This window comes from Sphingomonas sp. (assembly GCF_036388215.1).
Classification (GTDB): Bacteria; Pseudomonadota; Alphaproteobacteria; order Sphingomonadales; family Sphingomonadaceae; genus Sphingomonas.
This window is the reverse complement of the sequence record NZ_DASVSH010000017.1, coordinates 32,654-47,814: the sequence shown is the minus strand read 5'-3', so window position 1 is coordinate 47,814 and position 15,161 is coordinate 32,654. Positions and strand designations below refer to the sequence as shown.

Sequence of the window (15,161 nt, the reverse complement as noted above, 5' to 3'; positions counted from 1 at the left end):
GTTAGTCCAGGTTCGGCCGCAGATAGCGCTGGGCGAGTTCGAGGCTGATCCCACGCCGTGCCGCATAATCCTCGACCTGGTCCTGCCCGATGCGAGCCACGCCGAAATATTCGGCCTGCGGATGGCCGAAATAGAAGCCCGAGACCGCTGCGGTGGGCAGCATCGCGAAATTCTCGGTGAGCGAGATGCCGGTCGCGTGGTGGGCGTCGAGCATCTTGAACAGGATGGGCTTCAGGCTGTGCTCGGGACAGGCGGGATAGCCCGGCGCGGGACGGATTCCACGATATTGCTCGCGGATCAGCGCATCGTTGGTGAGCTGCTCGCCTTCGGCATAGCCCCAGAGCGCGGTGCGGACATAGAGGTGCAGGCGCTCGGCAAAGGCTTCCGCGAGGCGATCGGCCAGGGCCTTGAGCAGGATGTCACTATAATCGTCGATCGCGTTCTTGAAGCGCGCGAGGTGCGGTTCGATGCCGTGGATCCCCACTGCGAAGCCGCCGATCCAGTCGCCGTCATGATCGATGAAATCGGCGAGGCACATGTTGGCCCGGCCCTCGCGCTTCTGAATCTGCTGGCGCAGCATCGGCAGCGTGTAATGCACTTCGTCCTCGACATGGACGATCACGTCGTCGCCCTGGCGGCGGCACGGCCAGAGCCCGACCACGCCGCGCGCAGTGAGCCATTTTTCCTCGATGACCTTGTCGAGCATCGCCTGGGCATCGGCAAAGAGCGAAGTCGCGCTTTCGCCGACGATTTCGTCTTCGAGGATCGCCGGGTAATTGCCGGCGAGCTCCCAGGCGCGGAAGAAGGGCGTCCAGTCGATATATTGGCGGAGGTCCTCAAGGTCCCAATCGGGGAATTGGTGGACGCCGGGCAGGCGGGGCTTGCCGGGCTTCAGGCTCATGTCCGCTTCAAACGCATTGTCGCGCGCCTTGTTGAGCGGGACCAGCTCGCTCTGGCCGCGGCCGGCGCGGGCCTGGCGGACTTGTTCATACTCCTCGGCGATCTTGGCGACATAGTCGTCGCGGATCGTATCGGAGACCAGGGTGGTGGCGACACCCACCGCCCGGCTGGCGTCGAGGACGTGGACGACGGGACCCTTATATGCGGGCTCGATGCGCAGCGCGGTGTGGACGCGGCTGGTGGTCGCGCCGCCGATGAGCAGCGGCATCGTCATGCCGAGCCGCTGCATCTCCTCCGCGACGGTGACCATTTCGTCCAGCGATGGAGTGATCAGGCCGGAGAGGCCGATCATGTCAGCGTCATTCTCCTTCGCCGCCTCAATGATCTTCGACCAGGGGACCATCACGCCGAGATCGACCACATCGAAACCGTTGCATTGCAGGACGACGCCGACGATATTCTTGCCGATATCGTGCACATCGCCCTTTACGGTGGCCATGATGATCTTGCCCTTGCCCTTGGCGCCCGGCTCCTTAGCGGCCTCGATATAGGGCAGGAGGTGGGCGACGGCCTTTTTCATCACGCGGGCCGATTTCACCACCTGGGGCAGGAACATCTTGCCGCTGCCGAACAAGTCCCCGACCACGTTCATGCCGTCCATCAGCGGGCCTTCGATCACTTCGATCGGGCGGGCGAAGGCGAGGCGGCACTCCTCGGTATCCTCGACGACATATTGATCGATGCCCTTGACCAGAGCGTGCTCGAGCCGCTTGGCGACATCCCAGCCGCGCCATTCGGCCATCTGCTTTTCGGCGACGGCGTCCGTGCCCTTGAACTTCTCCGCGAGCGCGACGAGGCGATCGCCCGCATCGGGATCCCTGTTGAGGATCACGTCCTCGCACGCCTGGCGCAGCTCGGGCTCGATCGTATCATAGACGTCGAGCTGGCCGGCGTTGACGATCGCCATGTCCATGCCCGCGGGGATCGCATAATATAGGAATACCGAGTGCATCGCCTTGCGGACGGTCTCGTTGCCGCGGAAGCTGAAGCTCAGGTTCGACAGGCCGCCCGAGATGTGAACGTGAGGGCAGCGCCTTTTGATCTCGCGCGTGGCCTCGATGAAATCCACGCCGTAATTATTGTGCTCCTCGATGCCGGTGGCGATCGCGAAGACGTTGGGATCGAAGATGATGTCCTCCGGCGGGAAGCCGATGCCCACGAGCAGCTTGTACGCGCGCTCGCAGATTTCGACCTTACGCGCCTGGGTGTCGGCCTGGCCGGTCTCGTCGAACGCCATGATGACCGCCGCGGCGCCATAGGCCATGCACTTGCGCGCCTGCTCCAGGAACTGCGCTTCGCCTTCCTTCATGCTGATCGAGTTGACGATCGGCTTGCCCGAGACGCATTTCAGGCCCTCTTCGATCACGCCCCATTTGGACGAATCGATCATAACGGGAACGCGGGCGATATCGGGCTCGGCGGCGATGAGCTTGAGGAAGGTGGTCATCGCCTCATAGGCGTCGAGCAGGCCCTCATCCATGTTGACGTCAATCACCTGCGCGCCGTTCTCAACCTGCTGGCGCGCGACTTCGACGGCCTTGGTGTAATCGCCGGCCATGATGAGCTTCTTGAACGCCGCCGATCCGGTGACGTTGGTGCGCTCGCCGACATTGACGAAGGAGGTGGAGGAGGCGGTGGTCATCAATTTTTCTTTCGATCCTCCCGAACGGGGAGGGGGACCATGCGAAGCATGGTGGAGGGGGCTCTCCTCATTCCGATCCGCTGGTGGAGAGCCCCCTCCACCACGCCGCTTCGCGTCGCGGTCCCCTCCCCGTTCCGGGGAGGATCGAGTCAGGCCGCCATCGTGAATGGTTCGAGCCCCGCAAGCCGCGTGCGCACTTCCGGCACCGCGATGCGGCGCGGCTCGAGGCCTTTCACCGCTTCCGCGATCGCGGCGATGTGTGCGGGGGTGGAGCCGCAGCAGCCGCCGAGTATGTTGACCTGGCCGGCATCGGCCCATTCCTTGACGAGCGCCGCGGTCGTCTCGGGCATCTCGTCATAGGCGCCGAGTTCGTTGGGCAGGCCGGCATTGGGATAGACCATGATCAGCGTGTCGCAGAGCGCGGAGAGCGTCTTGACGTGCGGGCGGAGCTGCTCGGCGCCGAACGAGCAGTTTAGCCCGATGGTGACCGGCTTGGCGTGGCGGATCGCGGCCCAGAACGCCTCGACCGTGTGGCCGGAGAGGTTGCGGCCCGAAAGATCGGTGAGCGTCATCGACATCATGATCGGCAAGTCGCGGCCGAGCGCTTCGCCGGCCTCGATCGCGGCCATCACGCCGGCCTTGGCATTGAGCGTGTCGAACACGGTCTCGATCAGGATGAAGTCCACCCCGCCTTCGACCAGCGCGTCGATCTGCTCGCGGTACACGTCCTTCAGATAATCGAAGTCGATCTCGCGATAGCCGGGATCATTGACGTCGGGGCTGAGCGAAAGCGTCTTGTTGGTCGGCCCGAGCGCGCCGGCGACAAAACGTGGCCGGCCGTCCTTGGCCTGAAACTCGTCGGCGATGCTGCGCGCCAGCCTGGCGGACTCGATATTGATCTCGCGCACCAGATGCTCGGCGCCGTAATCGGCCTGGCTGATGCGGTTCGCGGAGAAGGTGTTGGTCTCGGCGATGTCCGCCCCGGCTTCGAAATAGGCGCGGTGGATCGACGCGGGCACCTCGGGCTTGGTCAGCGCTAGGATGTCGTTATTGCCCTTCTGGTCGTGGGTCAGGCCCAGATCGCCGGCATAGCAGGCCTCGGCCAGCTTCCAGTTCTGGATCTCGGTGCCGAAGGCGCCGTCGGTGATCAGGATGCGCTTGGCGGCTTCGGCCAGCAGTTTCTCGCGAGCGGTCATGCGGCTTCCTTCGGGCGCACACCGAGCAGGTGGCAGATCGCGTAGCTGAGCTCGGCGCGGTTGAGAGTGTAGAAGTGGAACTGGCGGACGCCGCCGGCATAGAGCTTGCGGCTCAATTCGGCGGCGAGGGTGGCGGCGACGAGCTGGCGCGCGGCGGGGTGGTCGTCGAGCCCCTCGAACAGGCGCCCCATCCAGCCGGGCACATCCGTCCCGCACATTTTCGACATCTTCTGGACCGCGGCGAAGCTCATCACCGGCATGATGCCGGGCACGATCTCGGCGGTGATCCCGGCCGCGGCGGCGTCGTCCCGGAAGCGGAAGAAGGTGTCGGGCTCGAAAAAGAATTGCGTGATCGCGCGCGTGGCTCCGGCATCGATCTTGGCCTTGAGATTGTCGAGATCGGCAGTCGCGTCGGGCGAATCGGGGTGGCATTCGGGATAAGCGGCCACCGAGATTTCGAAGGGATGGAGCTTGCGCAGCCCGGCGACTAGATCGGCGGCGTTCTCATACCCTCCGGGATGCGTGGCGTATTTTTCGCCCGCGCGCGGGGAATCGCCGCGCAGCGCCACGATATGGCGGACGCCGGCATTCCAATAATCATCGGCGACCGCGTCGATCTCCTCGCGCGTCGCCTCGACACAGGTGAGATGGGCGGCGGCCGGGATGCCGGTCTCGGCAGCGATGCGAGCCACGGTGTTGTGCGTGCGCTCGCGCGTGGTGCCGCCCGCGCCATATGTCACCGACACGAAACGGGGGCCGAGCGGCGAGAGCGTCTGGATCGATTCCCAGAGCGTCTCTTCCATCTTCTCGGTCTTGGGCGGGAAGAATTCGAACGACACGTCGATATCGCCCGCGACGTCCGCGAAGAGCGGCGCGTCTTTGGGGTGCAGGCTATTACTCATGCCGCTTTTGCTTCCTTGCGAGACTCGCCAACCTTGCGGCCGAGCCATAATTTCACTGTCAGTTCGCCGCCCTCGAGCGTCTCGACCTGTACCGGGCCGAGGCCATGCGCCGCGAACCAGCCGAGCATCTGCTCGTCCGAAAAGCCCAGCCGCGTATGCGCGTCGCGCGAGCGCAGTTCCTCCCGGTCGTGCGGTGCGAAATCGGCAATCAGCAGTCGTCCGCCCGGAGAAAGCACGCGCGCCGCTTCGGCGACCGCGGCCCCCGGCTGCTGGGCGAAATGAAGGACATGGTGGAGGATCGCGGCGTCCGCCCCGCCATCGGGCAGTGGCAATGCATATAGATCGGCCTGGCGCAGTTCGGCATTGCCCAGACCGCGCTCCGAGAGCTTGGCGCGGGCAAGGCGGAGCATTTCGGACGAGCGATCGATTCCCAGCGCATGGCGGGCCTGGGGCGCGAACAATTCGAGCATCCGCCCGGTGCCCGTGCCGATATCGATCAGGCTGCCGATCGCCGCATCGCCCAGCGCGCGCGCCATTGCCGCTTCGACTTCGCTGTCGGCGACATGAAGCGAACGGATCGCATCCCATTGCGCGGCATTCGCCTCGAACCATTCGGCGGCGGCGCTGGCGCGATCGGCGCGAACCGCGGCCAGGCGGGCTTCATCCGCGATCGTCCAGTGATCGGCTTCGTCCCAGCTATCGAGCGCAGCGAGGATCGGCTTGACCCGGATTTCGGCGCCCAGGGCAACAAACACCCAGCTGCCTTCCTTGCGGCGCTCGGCCAAGCCGGCATCGCACAGGATCCTGACGTGACGGCTCACCCGTGGCTGGCTTTGGCCTAAGACCTGGGCGAGCTCCCCCACGCTGAGTTCCATCGAGCGGAGCAGCGCGAGGATACGCAGCCGCGTGGAATCGGCGAGTGCGCGGAAGATGGTGAGGGCCTGAGTCATGCGATCGGGATATAGATATAAAGATATCTTTATATCAGGTCAACGCAGCATCGGGGTTGCGCTGGCGGAGCCGGGTCGGTTAGCGCAGGGGCAATGCAGAATTGAAAGGGAAACCATGCGCAAGGCTTTCTTCCTTCCCCTCGCCGCGATCGCGGTGCTCGGTCTCTCGGCATGCGGCAAGAGGGCCGCCAACGAAGCCGCCGAGGCCAATGAATCAGTGAGCGGTGACAGCAATACGATGGGCGAGGCAGTCACCGACGTGAACGCCGCCGAGAATGCCGCGTTCGGCGCGGCCGAAAACAGCTATGCCGAAGTGCCCGAAGGCTCGGCCGGTGGCGACGCGAACGAGATCATGGAGTGATGCCGCGCGCCGCGCCCCTGCTCTTGTTGCTGGCCCTGTCCGGTTGCGGATCGAGCGATCCCGCGCAGGGCGGGCTGAGCCGAGGCGAGGCGCGCCAGCTCGACGAAGCGGCGGCGGCGATCGACGTGAATGCGATGGACAACAAGGAAACCGCGCAGTGAAGGCGCGGTCGCTCGGTTAAAGCCGGAGTTTAGCTTTCGACAGGGGAACGCCGCCCGCTCTCCCGCATTGTCTCCGTCGATGACGAATGCGAAACAATCCCGCTGGCCCGCGCGGCTCTGGATCGTGCGGCATGGGCAGAGCGCGGGCAACGTCGCGCGCGATGCCGCGCATCAGGCCGGGGCGCACCGGATCGCGCTCGATATCCGCGACGTCGATGTGCCGCTGTCCAGGCAGGGCGAGCGGCAGGCCCAGGCGCTGGGCCGCTGGTTTGGCGAGGGCAAGGGCAATGGCCGCCCGGAAGTGATCCTGTGCAGCCCCTATCTGCGGGCGCGGGAGACCGGACGGATCTTTCGCGATTCGGGGGGCGCGGAGCCCGACGAGGCGATCTGCATGGACGAGCGGCTGCGCGAGAAGGAGTTCGGCGTGCTCGACGGGCTGACCACTGCCGGCATCCGCGCCGAGGAGCCCGACCAGGCCGAGTTCCGCCGGCTGCTCGGCAAATTCTATCATCGGCCGCCGGGCGGCGAGAGCTGGTGCGATGTGATCTTCCGCCTGCGCTCCTTGCTCGACACGGTCTCGCTCCATTATGCCGGGCGCGAGGTGATGATCGTCGCGCACCAGGTGGTGGTGCTGTGCCTGCGCTACATCCTGGAGAATCTGAGCGAGGAGGAGATATTGGCGATCGACCGCGAAGGCGATGTCGCCAATTGCTCGATCACTGAATATGCGCACGACCCCAAGGCGGGAAAGGATGGCGGGCTGGCATTGGTCCGATACAACGTCACTGCGCCGATGGAGGACGATCCCGCCGCCCGGGTGACCAGCGCGCCCGATGCGATGGTCGCGGCGCGCGGATGATCGCACTGGATCGCGAATGGTTGGCGGCCAATCCGCTGCCGCAACCGGGCGCCGACACCGACAAGAACAAGCGCGGGCGCGTGCTCGCCGCCGGCGGATCGGCAACGGTGCCCGGAGCATTGCTGCTCACCGGAGAGGCGGCGTTCCGGGCCGGCGCGGGCAAGGTGCAGCTGGTCAGCCCGTCCCCCGCGGCGATCGGCCTGAAGATGCCCGAGGCTGCCGTCTTTGAGGCCAGGCTGAACGAGGCGGGCGAATTGAGCACGGATACTGGCGCGACGATCGCGCGGATGCTCGATCGGTGCGACGCTTGCGTGATCGGACCGGGCATGGGCAAGGACGCCGATGCCGGCGCGATCCTCGATGCGGTGCTCGCGCATCCGCGCGACGATCTCGCGCTGGTGCTCGATGCGGCGATGATCCCGGAAGCGGGCAAGCGCGAGGCCGCGGTCCGCGGCTGGCAGGGACGGCTGATCCTGACCCCGCATCCGGGCGAGATGGCGGCGCTGATGGATTGCGACGAACAGGACGCCTCGCCCGAACTGGCCGAGCGCGCAGCCGAGCGATTCGACGCGACGATCGTGCTCAAGACCGCCGAGACATGGATTGCACAACAAGGTGAGCCGACGCTGCATTTCGCTGGCGGCGGGCCGGGCCTCGCCACGGGCGGATCGGGCGATGTACTCGCGGGCGGCATTGCCGGGCTGCTTGCGCGCGGCGCCGCGCCCCGCATCGCCGCGGCTTGGGGCGTGTGGCTGCACGGCGAGGCCGGCAGACGGCTGACCGAGCGGATCGGGCCGCTCGGTTTTCTCGGGCGCGAGCTACCCGGGGAAATCCCCATGCTGATGGCGGAATTCTAGCTCAGAGCACGTGGCGGAGTTGAACGAACAGGAACTGACCGTCGCGGCGCAAGGCGCGCTTTTCGCTGAACACCAGGGGCGTAGTGTTGCGCGGGCCGGAATGGACCTCGCGCCCGTTGATCGACAGATAATCGGTGACGTTGCCGAGATCGACCCGCACGGTGAGCTTGGGATTAGGCTTCCACTGGCCATAGATGTTGACGAACGGCTCATTGTCGAAGGTGCGGAGCTCGCGGACGCGGTAGGTGGTGAATATGTCGCGGTTGCAGCCATGTTCGAAGCCGTAGGAGAAGCGGCCGCCCTTGAGGTCCTGACTGAAGCCGATCCCGCAGCCGAAGGGGATTTCGCGAGCCAGCCGGCGCTTCTCGCCGGTCAGCGGATCGGTGACTTGCGAACGCTGGAGGACCGCGCGGAACTGGAGCAGCGCGTTGCTGAGGCCGATCCTGTCGAAGGGCAGGGTCAGCCGGGCCTGGGCCGAATTCACAATCCCCTTGCCGATATTGCCCACCGCATCGAACCCGCCGACCAGCGGAATGATATCGATCACATCGTCCAGCCGGGAATGCGCCACCGACAGCTCCAGCGCGCCCTTGCCCCAGAAGCGGCGCTCATAGACGGCTTCGAACGTGAGCGACTTTTGCGGCTCGAGATCTGCGTTTCCGCCCGCGACCGTGCCCAGGTTGATCTCGGTCGATGCGGCGAAGTCGCCGAAATTGAGCTGACCGACCGTTTTTTCGGCGCGCAGCCGGATCTGATGGCCGGCGCCGGGCGCCCAGGTAAGCTGGAAGCGCGGCTTGGGATAGACGAACGACTTGGACGCGTCGGTATCGCCCGACTGGCTGATCGTCGATTTCTCGATGCGCAGCCCTGCCTCCAAAGTGAGCTTTGGGCCGGGCCGGAAGGTGGCCTGGCCGAAAGCCTCGCCACGTAGTTCGCTGACCAGCACTTCGGCATTAGGGAGGGCGACCGCGGTGCCGTTCTGACTGTAGCGCGTGGCGGTATCGAGGAAGTTGTACGCCACTTCGCCGCCGCCTTCGAACGCCCAGCGGTCGCTGTCGCGATATTTAAGCGTGCCGCGCAACACGCTTTCGCCCCCGGTAGAGGCAATGTCGAACTCCGAGGCGGCGCCGCCGCCGTTGAGGGTGGAGGAATCGTAGCGGTTGCGCGAGCCGCGCTGGAGCGCGATCAGGTTGAGCTCGGTACGCGGGCCGAGGGCTCGGGTCCAATTGACGCCGAATTCGCCGCTCCAGGCGTGCGACACATCCTGATTGTGATCGTTCATCCCGGCGCCGGACCGGATCGTGATATCCTGCGAGTTGTTGAAATTGGTGTAATCGAGCAGCGCGTTGAGCCGCAGCTTGCCCCCGCCGACGGGACGCTGGATCGAGCCGCGAAGGCTGGCGTTGCGGTAGCGATCCCACAGATCGAGGTCCGCTTCCTGAAACGGGAGGCCCGCGGCATCGCTGCGGGTGCGGTGGCCCGACGCCGTGCCTCCGGTGCGGTCGGTCGTAGCCGAGAAGGCGACTTCGGTCTGGCTTTCGCCTTCGCGGCGCGAATATTGGGCCTTGAGCAGGGGCCCCACATAATCGTCGCGGTAGAAATAGATATTGGTCTCGAGCACCATTTGCGTGGTCGCGGTGCGCCTGAGCACGACATTGGCGATCACCGAGCGGCCCTGCATGTCGATGCCCGGCGCGCCGCCGCGGATCAGTTCGATCCGCTCGACGCTCGCGGCAGGGATGCGGCGCAGGATCTCGAAGAGATTGTCGGTCTTCGACGAAGGGCGGCTGCCGTCGATCAGCACATTGCCGGCCGCGCCCGCCAAGCCGCGCGATTCGGAATTGCCGGTCTCCAGCCCGAAGCCGGGGACGCGCTGGATCATCTCGAACGCGGTGTTGGGGCGCGAGCTGGCGAAGAATTCGGTGGGGTAGACAAGCACGCCGGTCTGCGTGGAGTCGGCGCTGGCCGGCACGGGGCCAGTTTCGGGAGCCGCCACGTCCTGCGCGAAGGCGAGCGAGGGCCAGATGGCGATTGCGGTGCCTGCCAATGCGAGCGCGCGGTTCATTCCCTGATTTCCCCTTGGCCGGCTTGTGTCCGATCTTTGGCAGGTGTGCTGGTGATTTGCTGCACCAATGCTGAACGGATTGTCAGTCTTGCCGCCCCGCGCCGAGGCGCTAAGGTCCCGAAATGCCAAGGGGAGGGCAGATATGGCGTCGCATGCAGCCGAACCGAGCGGAAAAGAAATGCGCCTGGTGATCGGCGCGTCGTCGCTCGGCACGATCTTCGAATGGTATGATTTCTTCATCTGGGGAACGCTGACCACCACCGGTATCCTCGGGCGGACCTTCTTTCCGGCGGACAATCCGGTGCTGGGCGATCTGCTCGCCTGGGCGACCTTCGCGATCGGGTTCGGCTTCCGCCCGCTCGGCGCAGTGCTGTTCGGCTTTCTGGGCGACAGGCTGGGGCGCAAATATACATTCCTGGTGACTATCACGCTGATGGGCTTGGCGACCGCGGGCATCGGGCTGGTGCCGAGCTATGCCGCGATCGGAGTCGCCGCGCCGATCCTGATCCTGCTGCTCCGCATCGCGCAGGGCCTGGCGCTGGGCGGCGAATATGGCGGGGCGGCGATCTATGTCGCCGAACATTCGCCCCAGGGGCGATCGGGCTTTCACACCAGCTTCATCCAGGCGAGCGTAGTGGGCGGATTCATCCTCAGCCTGGCCGTGGTGCTGCTCTTCAAGATGGCGCTTGCGGACGTGTGGGACGCCTGGGGATGGCGTGCGCCTTTCCTCTTCTCCGTCGTGCTGCTCGCCATTTCGCTGTGGATGCGACTGAAGCTTTCCGAGAGCCCGGTGTTCAAGGCGATGAAGGAAGCCGGGGAGACCGCGAAGAACCCGTTCACCGAGAGCTTCACCTATCCCGGCAACTGGAAGCGGCTGCTCGTCGCCTTGTTCGGCATTGCCGCGGGGCTCACGGTGATCTGGTATACGGCGATGTTCTCCGTGCTGTCGTTCCTCCAGGGCCAGATGCATGTGGACGCCACCTCGGCGCAGCTGATCACCGGAGGATCGGCGCTCGCCGGCCTTGTGTTCTTCATCTATTTCGGATCGCTGTCGGATCGGATCGGTCGCAAGAAGCCGATCGTCTGGGGCTATGCGCTCACGCTGTTGCTGCTCTTCCCGATGTTCTGGGTGATCGGAAGCCAGGCGAATCCGGCGCTGGCGGCGGCCGCCAAGCGGGCCCCGGTGGTTGTATCGGGCCCGCAATGCGCCTATGATCCGTTTGCCGCCAGGCAAAAGGACGAATGCGGGCGCGTGCTCGAATATTTCGCGAAGAAGGGCGTCCCTTATACCAAGGCCGAGGCTTCCGCGATCGACGTGTCGGTAGGCGGCGGACATGTGGGCGACACAAGCCCGGCCGGGCTCGACGCGGCGCTGGCGGCGGCGGGATACAACCTCAAGCCGATAACGCCCCCCGCATCGAGCATCGCGATCATCATGGCTGCGATCATCGTGCTGATGGCGCTTTCGGGCGCAACCTATGGCCCGGTCGCGGCTTTGCTCTCCGAGATGTTTCCGCCGCGCATCCGCTACAGTTCGATGTCGATCCCCTATCATATCGGCACCGGTTATTTCGGCGGTTTCCTGCCCTTCATCAGCCAATCGATCGTAGTGGGGACGGGCGATCCCTATGCAGGGCTCTGGTATACGATGGCGGTGGTGGCGATGGCGCTGGTGGTGACGATGTGGGGGCTGCGCGAGCCCTCAGGCACTTCGTGACCGATTTCGCGCTCGCGCTGCTTGCCGCGTTCGCGGTGGTGCCGTGGCTATTGTATTTTTATTGGAAGGGCGTCGTCCGGCGGCGCGAGCGGCAGGCAATGGAAGCCCCGGCATGGGGGCTGGAGGAAGAAGGGCCGCCGCTGACCGAAGGAGAAGTCCGCGAGTTCGAGAAATTCCTGGTCAGCCTGGCGCTGCCCGCGGTCGAGCTTCACCCGGATCCGGATGCGACGATCTACCCCGGCGGAACGCGACTGGGCGGGCCGGTATGGCTTGTCGGGGGTGAGGATTGGCCGAATGACCGCCAGGGCAGGCCGATGGAATTCCTGGCGCAGATCGACTTCGCGACATTGCCCGCTTTGCCCGATTTTCCGACGAGGGGGATCCTGCAGTTCTTCATCGGCACCGATGATGGGTTCGGAGCCGACTTTGACGACCCCTCCGCAAGCGACTTCGCAGCGCGCTGGCGCGAGACGATCGAGGGCGCAGGCCAGTTGGTCGCGCCTCCGGAGCTAGGAGATGAATCGCGCCATTCGCCGTGGATGAAGGACGATGCCCGCGCCGCGGGCGTGGCGCTGGTGGGGAGGGCGGCAGTCCAGCACCCTTCGTGGAGCGACGCACGCGTCGAGGCGCGCACCGGCGCCATCTACAAGCGTCCGGGTTTCCGCGCGCTGGAGGACAGGCTGGCAGAAGGACCGGATGCGCCGCGCCCGGTCCACCATAGCGGCGGCCACCCGGTGTTCACGCAGCAAGACTTCCGGCGCGGCGAATATCGCGACTATGACCATTGCCTGTTGCGGCTGACTTCGGACGAATTTCTGCAATGGGGCAATGTGGGAGAGGCAGTGTTCCTTATCCGCGCGGAAGACCTGCGGCGACGCGACTGGACCCGTATCGCCTATAGCTGGGACTGCTATTGAAGCGGGTTGCGATCCCCCATGGCCCGGCATAGGGGCGCGATGGTGACGTCCCCCTCCCCCCTCCGCCTTCGCCTGAATGGCGGCGCGCTCGTCGCCAATTGGAAGCTGCTTGCCGGCATGGGCCGCGGTGCGGCTTGCGGGGCGGCGGTGAAGGCCGATGGCTATGGGCTGGGCGCGCGTGAGGTAGTGGCGCGGCTGGCGGCGGCGGGGTGCCGCGATTTCTTCGTCGCGAGCTGGGCCGAGGCGCGGGCGATCGCGGACCTGGGGGTTTCGATCTCGGTTCTGCACGGAGTGCGCAAGGAGGACATGGCCGGCGAGCGCCCGCCCAATGCACGGCCGGTGCTCAATTCGCAGACGCAGATACGGCTGTGGCTGGCGGGCGGGAACGGAGCGCCTTGCGATGCGATGGTCGATACCGGCATGAACCGGCTGGGGATCGCGCTGGCGGACGTGGGTTCACTCGGCGGGCTCGCGATCGATACGCTGATGAGCCACCTCGCCTGCGCCGATGAGGATGTTCCGCTCAATGCGCGGCAGCGCGACGCCTTTGCGGGGCTGAGGGGCCGGACGAATGCGCGGCGGATGAGCCTCGCCAATTCGGGAGGGATCGGGCTCGGGGCGGACTATGCTTTCGATCTGACCCGGCCGGGGATTTCGATCTATGGCGGGCGGCAGCGGGCGGAGCATGAGGGCATCGCCCAAGTGGTCACGCCCGAGGCGCAGATCGTGCAGCGGCGCGGTGTGCCGGCCGGGGAGATCGTAGGCTATAACGCCAGCTTCACTGCGCCGCGGGACATGGAAGTGGCGGTACTCAATCTGGGCTATGCCGACGGGTATCTGCGGTGCTTCTCCGGCAAGGGCATCGCGCGGGTGGACGGCATCGCGTTGCCCGTGATCGGGCGGGTGTCGATGGATCTCGTCGCCATCGATGTGGATGCGATGCCGGGGCTAGGGGAGGGCGATTGGGTATCGTTGGATTATGCGTTGCCCGACACTTCGGCGCTGAGCGGGCTATCGCAATACGAGCTGATTACCGGGCTGGGGCCGCGGTTCGACCGGGTTTGGGAGTAAGCCGCCGCAATGGTGGTGAGGGTCCGCTACTGGCGGTTTTCCCGGGCGGCAACTTCGGGGCTCTGACGATACTGGGTCCGGAACCTAGGCCAGGCCAGGGCCTTCGATCCCGCCGCTCTTCGGCTTGATGGTCAGGGCCTCGAGCGGCACATCCAGCGTGTAGACAAATCCGTTAGGCTGATAGTCAAGCTCAACCTTGCCCTTCAATTGCTGACCTAGCGATGACATCATGCGCGTCCCGAAACTCTTGCGCGACGGCTCGCCCACGATGGGGCCACCGGTTTCGACCCACTCAAAGTGAAAAAGCTCATCGTTCACTCGCCAGGTAAGGCGAACCTGACCCTCGGGAAGTGACAGGGCTCCGAACTTGGTCGCGTTGGTGCAAAGCTCGTTCAGGGTCATTGCGAATGCGATTACCGAACTCGCCGTGATCCGGATATTCTCGCCGGAAATGATGAAATGGCCACCTCCCTGGTCGAACGGCTCGATCGCATCGCGAATGGTGCTGTCGATCGTTGCGTTTTCCCAGCTCGCCCGCGTAATGAGATCATGGGCGCGCCCCAGCGCCGCGAACCGCCCATCGATGGCGGCGCTTGCATGGGCCACGCTAGTCGCGGTGCGCAGGCTCTGATGGGTAATCGCACCGACCGTGGCCAGTATGTTCTTGATCCGGTGGTGCAACTCCGCATGGATAAGAAGCTGCAACTTGTCGGCAGCCTCGCGTTCGTCGGCCTCGATCCCAGCCTGGACCAGGAGCGCGGTGGCGTCGATGCCTGCCTGCTCCAGCGCCAATTTGAGACTGTCGTTCTCGGTCGTGAGGGCGTCTTGAAGGGGCTGGTTCTCATTGATGATGAGCTGCTGCTTCTCCGTCTCGAGCACAGTCTTCAGCAGCAGGGCCTTGGCATCGATTCCCGCTTGCTGAAGCCGGTGGCGGAGGTCTTCATTCTCTGCGGTCAGCGAATCGTCCGCAGCAATCAGTGAGGGCATGACCTTCAGCGAACCCTTGCCGATCATTGCCTGGAGCTCGACAATCATCTGCTGGATTTCGAGCGGCTTGGGGAAGAAGCGACTATTGGCGGGTTTGTCGGCATCCGTGACCGCGATTTGCCCGGAGACCAGGACGATTTTGATATGCGGCCAGCGCGTGTGCACCGCGTGCGCAAGCATCAGTCCGTCCATGCTTCCCGGCATCTGAATATCGGTGAACAACAGGGATATGTCATCGCGCGATTCGAGAATGCGGATGGCCTCATCGGCGCTCACGGCTTCGATCGGTACGAACCCGGCGTCTTCGACGATATCCACGGCGCGAATTCGCAGGATCATCTCGTCTTCGACAATCAGGACGATAGGTGCCGGGTCAGAAGTCGCCATCGCTAATCCTTCGGGATGTCTCGTCGTCCCAAAAGAAAAGGGGAGGCCCAGCGACGGTGGTGGAAGGGTCCACAATGACTGTCAAGCCGACGCCCGGGTGGGAGCGATTCTGCTTTCGGCTCCTACAAG

At 65.0% G+C, this 15,161-nt stretch carries 13 protein-coding genes; 7 read left to right on the top strand and 6 right to left on the bottom strand.

Translation table 11 applies throughout. The features are described 5' to 3' along the window. Position 1: 1 nt before the first annotated feature. The 4 genes from metH to VF617_RS08100 form a co-directional block, all read right to left on the bottom strand. Positions 2-2,602 (bottom strand): methionine synthase, encoded by a 2,601-nt coding sequence (gene metH, locus VF617_RS08115; RefSeq protein ID WP_331014368.1) that lies wholly within the window; start codon positions 2,600-2,602, stop codon positions 2-4. A gap of 149 nt (positions 2,603-2,751) precedes the next feature. Beyond that, positions 2,752-3,798, bottom strand: a complete 1,047-nt coding sequence (locus VF617_RS08110) for a homocysteine S-methyltransferase family protein (protein ID WP_331014367.1) — start codon at positions 3,796-3,798, stop codon at positions 2,752-2,754. Further along, positions 3,795-4,700 (bottom strand): methylenetetrahydrofolate reductase, encoded by a 906-nt coding sequence (metF, locus tag VF617_RS08105; protein ID WP_331014366.1) that lies wholly within the window; start codon positions 4,698-4,700, stop codon positions 3,795-3,797. Before metF ends, VF617_RS08110 begins: the two co-directional genes overlap by 4 nt. Continuing rightward, complete coding sequence (locus tag VF617_RS08100; protein ID WP_331014365.1) at positions 4,697-5,650, bottom strand: metalloregulator ArsR/SmtB family transcription factor; 954 nt, start codon at positions 5,648-5,650, stop codon at positions 4,697-4,699. Before VF617_RS08100 ends, metF begins: the two co-directional genes overlap by 4 nt. A gap of 115 nt (positions 5,651-5,765) precedes the next feature. On the opposite strand from VF617_RS08100, the gene VF617_RS08095 reads away from it, so the two are divergent. The 4 genes from VF617_RS08095 (at position 5,766) to VF617_RS08080 (ending at position 7,888) form a co-directional block, all read left to right on the top strand. Beyond that, a complete protein-coding gene (locus VF617_RS08095) occupies positions 5,766-6,011 on the top strand; it encodes a hypothetical protein (protein WP_331014364.1) in 246 nt (81 codons plus the stop codon). Further along, complete coding sequence (locus VF617_RS08090) at positions 6,011-6,172, top strand: hypothetical protein (RefSeq protein WP_331014363.1); 162 nt, start codon at positions 6,011-6,013, stop codon at positions 6,170-6,172. The genes VF617_RS08095 and VF617_RS08090 overlap by 1 nt, the downstream gene beginning before the upstream one ends. 79 nt (positions 6,173-6,251) lie before the next feature. Continuing rightward, positions 6,252-7,031 carry a histidine phosphatase family protein gene (locus VF617_RS08085; RefSeq protein WP_331014362.1) on the top strand — a complete coding sequence of 260 codons (780 nt, stop codon included), beginning with the start codon at positions 6,252-6,254 and terminating at the stop codon, positions 7,029-7,031. Next, entirely contained in the window at positions 7,028-7,888 is an 861-nt protein-coding gene (locus tag VF617_RS08080) for an NAD(P)H-hydrate dehydratase (protein ID WP_331014361.1), read from the top strand. The genes VF617_RS08085 and VF617_RS08080 overlap by 4 nt, the downstream gene beginning before the upstream one ends. Before the next feature lies 1 nt (position 7,889). On the opposite strand, the gene VF617_RS08075 is transcribed toward VF617_RS08080, so the two are convergent. After that, complete coding sequence (locus VF617_RS08075; protein WP_331014360.1) at positions 7,890-9,953, bottom strand: TonB-dependent receptor plug domain-containing protein; 2,064 nt, start codon at positions 9,951-9,953, stop codon at positions 7,890-7,892. 142 nt (positions 9,954-10,095) lie between these two features. Between VF617_RS08075 and VF617_RS08070 the strand changes: the two genes are divergently transcribed. The 3 genes from VF617_RS08070 to VF617_RS08060 are packed head-to-tail and all read left to right on the top strand — an operon-like array spanning position 10,096 to position 13,658. Next, positions 10,096-11,670: an MFS transporter gene (locus VF617_RS08070; RefSeq protein ID WP_331014359.1), complete on the top strand. Its 1,575-nt coding sequence runs from the start codon at positions 10,096-10,098 to the stop codon at positions 11,668-11,670. Then, the gene (locus VF617_RS08065; protein ID WP_331014358.1) at positions 11,667-12,587 is read left to right on the top strand and encodes a YwqG family protein; all 921 of its coding nucleotides are present in this window, start codon (positions 11,667-11,669) and stop codon (positions 12,585-12,587) included. The genes VF617_RS08070 and VF617_RS08065 overlap by 4 nt, the downstream gene beginning before the upstream one ends. An 18-nt stretch (positions 12,588-12,605) precedes the next feature. Further along, positions 12,606-13,658, top strand: a complete 1,053-nt coding sequence (locus tag VF617_RS08060) for an alanine racemase (protein WP_331014357.1) — start codon at positions 12,606-12,608, stop codon at positions 13,656-13,658. 84 nt (positions 13,659-13,742) lie between these two features. On the opposite strand, the gene VF617_RS08055 is transcribed toward VF617_RS08060, so the two are convergent. Further along, positions 13,743-15,032, bottom strand: coding sequence for a sensor histidine kinase (locus VF617_RS08055; RefSeq protein ID WP_331014356.1), 1,290 nt, complete (start codon positions 15,030-15,032; stop codon positions 13,743-13,745). Positions 15,033-15,161: the final 129 nt, after the last annotated feature.

Coding starts and splice junctions, on each gene's coding strand:
- VF617_RS08075 (WP_331014360.1), bottom strand. CDS start 9,953: ATGAACCGCGCGCTCGCATTGGCAGGCACCGCAATCGCCATCTGGCCC.
- VF617_RS08060 (WP_331014357.1), top strand. CDS start 12,606: ATGGCCCGGCATAGGGGCGCGATGGTGACGTCCCCCTCCCCCCTCCGC.
- VF617_RS08080 (WP_331014361.1), top strand. CDS start 7,028: ATGATCGCACTGGATCGCGAATGGTTGGCGGCCAATCCGCTGCCGCAA.
- metF (WP_331014366.1), bottom strand. CDS start 4,700: ATGAGTAATAGCCTGCACCCCAAAGACGCGCCGCTCTTCGCGGACGTC.
- VF617_RS08070 (WP_331014359.1), top strand. CDS start 10,096: ATGGCGTCGCATGCAGCCGAACCGAGCGGAAAAGAAATGCGCCTGGTG.
- VF617_RS08055 (WP_331014356.1), bottom strand. CDS start 15,032: ATGGCGACTTCTGACCCGGCACCTATCGTCCTGATTGTCGAAGACGAG.
- VF617_RS08095 (WP_331014364.1), top strand. CDS start 5,766: ATGCGCAAGGCTTTCTTCCTTCCCCTCGCCGCGATCGCGGTGCTCGGT.
- VF617_RS08110 (WP_331014367.1), bottom strand. CDS start 3,798: ATGACCGCTCGCGAGAAACTGCTGGCCGAAGCCGCCAAGCGCATCCTG.
- VF617_RS08090 (WP_331014363.1), top strand. CDS start 6,011: ATGCCGCGCGCCGCGCCCCTGCTCTTGTTGCTGGCCCTGTCCGGTTGC.
- metH (WP_331014368.1), bottom strand. CDS start 2,602: ATGACCACCGCCTCCTCCACCTCCTTCGTCAATGTCGGCGAGCGCACC.
- VF617_RS08100 (WP_331014365.1), bottom strand. CDS start 5,650: ATGACTCAGGCCCTCACCATCTTCCGCGCACTCGCCGATTCCACGCGG.
- VF617_RS08085 (WP_331014362.1), top strand. CDS start 6,252: ATGACGAATGCGAAACAATCCCGCTGGCCCGCGCGGCTCTGGATCGTG.